The sequence below is a fragment of the Brevundimonas sp. genome, assembly GCF_019636155.1.
Classification (GTDB): domain Bacteria; phylum Pseudomonadota; class Alphaproteobacteria; order Caulobacterales; family Caulobacteraceae; genus Brevundimonas.
The window spans coordinates 1-4,517 of record NZ_JAHBYB010000032.1; the positions used below are offsets into that span (position 1 = coordinate 1).

Here is a 4,517-nt window from a genome sequence, read left to right on the forward strand (position 1 = left end):
CGACATCACCTACGGCACCAACAACGAGTTCGGCTTCGACTATCTGCGCGACAACCTGGTCTATGACCGGCGCGAGATGGTCCAGCGCGGCCACCACTTCGCCATCGTCGACGAGGTCGACTCCATCCTGATCGACGAGGCCCGCACCCCGCTGATCATCTCGGGCCCGACCGAGGACCGTTCGGACCTCTATATGATCCTGGACGGGATGGTGAAGGAGCTGATCAAGGATCCCGACACCTACGAGCTGGACGAGAAGCAGCGCCAGTCCCTGCTGACCGAACTGGGTTCGGAGCGGATGGAGGAGATGCTGACCGCCGCCGGCCACCTGGCGCCGGACACCACCGACCTCTACGACGCCGCCAACGTCAGCCTGGTGCACCACACCAACCAGGCCCTGCGCGCCAACACCCTGTACACGCGCGACAAGGACTACATCATCCGCGCCGGCGAGATCATGCTGATCGACGAGTTCACCGGCCGCATGATGCAGGGCCGGCGCCTGTCCGAGGGCCTGCACCAGGCCATCGAGGCCAAGGAAGGCGTCAAGATCCAGCCCGAGAACCAGACCTTGGCCTCGGTGACGATCCAGAACTATTTCCGCCTCTATTCCAAGCTGTCGGGCATGACCGGCACGGCCGCCACCGAGGCCCAGGAATTCCACGACATCTACAAGATGGACGTGCTGGAGGTGCCGACCCACCGCCCGATCCAGCGCATCGACCACGACGACGAGGTCTATCGCACCGAGGCCGAGAAGAACCTGGCCATCTGCGCCCAGATCGCCGAGCGCCACCTGGCCGGCCAGCCGATCCTGGTCGGCACCGTCTCGATCGAGAAGTCCGAGGCCCTGTCGGAACTGCTCAAGACCTATGAGCACAAGGTCGAGGTCAGCCGCACCCTGAAGACCGAGTTCGCGGGCCGCGACAAGGAGGCCCAGAAGGCCGGGGACGCCGCCTATGACATCCGCTACGAGGTCAGGCTGCGCGGCATTCCGCACAATGTCCTGAACGCGCGTCAGCACGAACAGGAGGCCTATATCGTCGCCGACGCGGGTCTGCCGGGCGCGGTGACCATCGCCACCAACATGGCCGGCCGCGGCACCGACATCCAGCTGGGCGGCAACCTGGAGATGCGGCTGCAGGGCTGGCGCCAGGAACAGCGCAACCTGGCCATAGAGGTCACTCCCGAGATGGAGGCCGACAAGACCGCCGAGATCAAGCGCGAGATCGAGGAGAAGAAGGCCGTCTCCCTGGCCGCCGGCGGCCTGTTCGTCCTGGGCACCGAGCGGCACGAGAGCCGCCGCATCGACAACCAGCTGCGCGGCCGCACCGGCCGTCAGGGCGACCCCGGCACCTCCAAATTCTTCCTGTCCTGCGAGGACGACCTGCTGCGCATCTTCGCCGGCGACCGGCTGGACGCCATCATGCGCAGCTTCGGCGTGGCAGAGGGCGAGGCCATCACCCACCCCTGGCTGAACAAGGCCATCGAGACGGCGCAGAAGCGGGTCGAACAGCGCAACTACGACATGCGCAAGAACCTGCTGAAATACGACGACGTGGTGAACGACCAGCGCAAGGCCGTGTTCGAGCAGCGCCAGGAGTTCATGGACGCCGAGGACCTGTCCGAACTGGTGGGCGAGTTCCGCACCGACGTCATCGCCGACCTGGTCGAGCGCTATATGCCGCCCAAGGCCTATGCCGAACAGTGGGACATCGACGGGTTGAAGGAAAAGGCCAGGGAGACCCTGGGCCTGGACCTGCCGCTGCACGACTGGGCCGCCGAGGAGGGCGTCTCGAACGAGGAGATCGAGGAGCGGATCACCGCCGCCGCCGACGCCCGCGCCGCCGAACGTCTGGAACTGGTCGGCGCCGAACAGACTCGCGGCCTGGAGAAGCAGTTCCTGCTGCAGATGATCGACATGCAGTGGCGCGAGCACCTGACCCACCTGGATCACCTGCGCGGGGTCATCGGCCTGCGCGGCTATGGCCAGCGCGACCCGCTGAACGAATACAAGACCGAAGCCTTCAACCTGTTCGAGACCCTGCTGTACGACCTGCGCCACAACGTCACGCGCTGGCTGATGACGGTGGAGTTCCGCTTCCAGCCGCCGCCCGAACTGCCCGAGTTCCAGGAGATCCACCTGAACCCCGGCACCGGCGAGAACGAGATGAACGACCCGATGGCCCAGCTGCCGGAAGGCGCGCTTCAGGGCGACGATCGCGCCGGCCTGCCGGTCGGGGCCCTGCCCGTCGGCTGGGAGCGCACCCCGCGCAACGCCCTGTGCCCGTGCAACTCTGGCCGCAAGTTCAAGCACTGCCACGGGGCGCTCATTTAAGGGCGCTAACGCTCGCGTCGCGGACGCTCGCTGCTTGAGCGCGGGGGTTTGGCGCGGGGCGGCGCAGGGATTAAGGCTGGGACATGAGCTGGAAGCCCCTGTTTTCGCGCGCCCTGGCGCTGGCGCCGGATCGGCTGCATTTCGCGGCCCACAGCCACCATCTGTGGCCCGACGCCGCCTTCGAGGGCCAGATGGCGGCCTGGGAAGACGCCAACCGCCACGCCGACCGCAAATGGGATCTGGTGTTCGGCGAGGTGATCCCCGAGGCCCAGGGCCATGTCGCGGCGGAACTGGGCCTGCCCGATCCGGCCAGCCTCGTCTTCTCGCCCAACACCCACGACCTGATCGTGCGCCTGGTCTCCGGCGCGCCGCGGCGGCCAGTCCGCATCCTGTCGACCGATGGCGAGTTCCATTCCTTCCGCCGCCAGGCCCAGCGCTGGGAAGAGGCGGGCGAGGCGGTGGTGACCCGCACGCCCCTGGCCCCCTTCGACACCTTCGCCGAACGCTTCCTGGCCCAGGCGCGGGGCGGCGGGTTCGACATCATCCTGGTCAGCCAGGTCTTCTTCCGCACCGGCCAGACCTTCGACGCGGTGGAGGCCCTGGCCGCCCTGGCCGATCCGGCCGGGCCCTGGGTGGTCATCGACGGATACCACCGCTTCATGGCCGCCCCGACCGACCTGTCCGGCGTCGCCCACCGCGTCTTCTACCTGGCCGGAGGCTACAAATACGCCATGGCTGGAGAAGGGGCCTGTTTCCTGCACGCCCCGCCGGGCTTCTGCCCGCGGCCGGTGGTGACCGGCTGGTTCGCCGAGTTCGGCGATCTGGAAGGCCCGCCGGGCGGGGTCGGCTATCGCACCGACGGCGGCCGTTTCTGGGGCGCGACCTTCGACGTGACGCCGCTTTACCGCTTCAACGCCGTGCGGCGGATGATGGCGCGCGAGGGGCTGACCACGGCGGTCATGGCCGAACAGGCGCGCGGGCTGATGATCCGCTTCTGCGACGCCGTCGCGACCGGGGCGGCGGGACGGCTGTCGGACGCCGCACTGCTGAACCCGGTGGAGGGTCCGGGCCCGCGGGCCCGTTTCCTGGCCTTCCGGCATCCGCGGGCCGGCGCCTGGCAGAAGGCGCTGCTGGCGCAGGGCGTGGTGTCCGATGTGCGGGACGACGTGATCCGCTTCGGCTTCGGCCCCTATCAGGACGAGGCCGATGTTCAGCGGCTGATCGCCGCCTGCGCCCGCGCCCTGGCCTGAGCCGGCCTCAGAAGAAGGTCGAATCTTCCTGCATCTTGGGCTCGGGCGCCGGTCGGGGCGCGGCGCGAGGGGTCGGCGCGCGCGGGGCGCTCGACGTTTCGGGCGTCACGGTGGGGTCGGTGACGGCGCCGGCCGGTGGGATCGGCGCCAGGGTCGGATAGGACAGGCTTTCGGGCGCCCCGTCTCCGGGGGCCACGAAGGGCGCCGGAGCGTCCGGATCGGCCACAGGCGCGGGCTCCAGCCGGTCGGGCGCGTCCAGGTCGTCGCGGATGAAGGCCCAGGACCGCTTGTCGGTGCAGGCGCAGGCCTTCAGGAAGCCCTCGCGGTCACGCCAGATGATCAGCGGATAGCGGGTGGAGACGCCCGCGTCGCGCAGCAGGCCGCCCAGCCGGTCGGAGAATTGGCGGCTGGCCTCGACCACGGCCGAACGGGCCAGGTTGCCGTCGGCGGCGGGCACGCCGGCGGCGGTCCACTGGCGGCTGGGGGTCGCGGTCCAGCGCTGATACAGGGTCCAGTCGCGGCTCAGCCACAGCTCGGCGATGGTGGCGCGTTCGGCGGCCGTGGACTGGGCCAGGCCCTCGCGGTCCGGGCGGGCGAATAGGACGACCCGCGTCTCCACCCCTGCGGCGCGCAGCTTGGGGCCCTCCTCCTGCTCATAGGCCTGGGTCGCGGCGCTGTCGCGATAGCCGACGACATACAGGGGCTGGCCGCCGCCGCCGCCGGACACCCACGACGCCTCGTCCAGCAGGCGCTGGATCTCGGCCTGGTGGCGGGTCAGGGTCACCGGCTGGAACCGGGCGTAGAAATTCCAGTAGGCCCAGTAGCCCCCGCCCGCCAGCAGCAGGCCGATCAGGGCCGACAGGGCCGACCAGACGAAAAACCGACGCATCGGAACGCGGCCTCCAGCTTCACCATTCGCAGAGGTTAAC

Annotated in this window: 3 protein-coding genes; 2 read left to right on the forward strand and 1 reads right to left on the reverse strand. The window is 69.2% G+C overall.

Going from position 1 to position 4,517, the window contains the following annotated elements; genetic code table 11:
- Both secA and KF910_RS14140 read left to right on the forward strand, forming a co-directional pair.
- A partial coding sequence (gene secA / locus KF910_RS14135) for a preprotein translocase subunit SecA (RefSeq protein ID WP_292264049.1) occupies positions 1 to 2,338 on the forward strand: 2,338 nt, incomplete at its 5' end.
- 83 nt (positions 2,339 to 2,421) lie between these two features.
- Positions 2,422 to 3,588, forward strand: coding sequence for a class V aminotransferase (locus KF910_RS14140; protein ID WP_292259021.1), 1,167 nt, complete (start codon positions 2,422 to 2,424; stop codon positions 3,586 to 3,588).
- A gap of 7 nt (positions 3,589 to 3,595) precedes the next feature.
- Here KF910_RS14140 and KF910_RS14145 read toward each other — a convergent pair whose 3' ends face one another.
- Positions 3,596 to 4,477 carry a hypothetical protein gene (locus tag KF910_RS14145; protein ID WP_292259022.1) on the reverse strand — a complete coding sequence of 294 codons (882 nt, stop codon included), beginning with the start codon at positions 4,475 to 4,477 and terminating at the stop codon, positions 3,596 to 3,598.
- Positions 4,478 to 4,517 lie beyond the last annotated feature (40 nt).

Excerpts from the sequence above, each read along its gene's own strand:
- KF910_RS14140 (WP_292259021.1), top strand. The coding sequence starts at position 2,422 with ATGAGCTGGAAGCCCCTGTTTTCGCGCGCCCTGGCGCTGGCGCCGGAT.
- KF910_RS14145 (WP_292259022.1), bottom strand. The coding sequence starts at position 4,477 with ATGCGTCGGTTTTTCGTCTGGTCGGCCCTGTCGGCCCTGATCGGCCTG.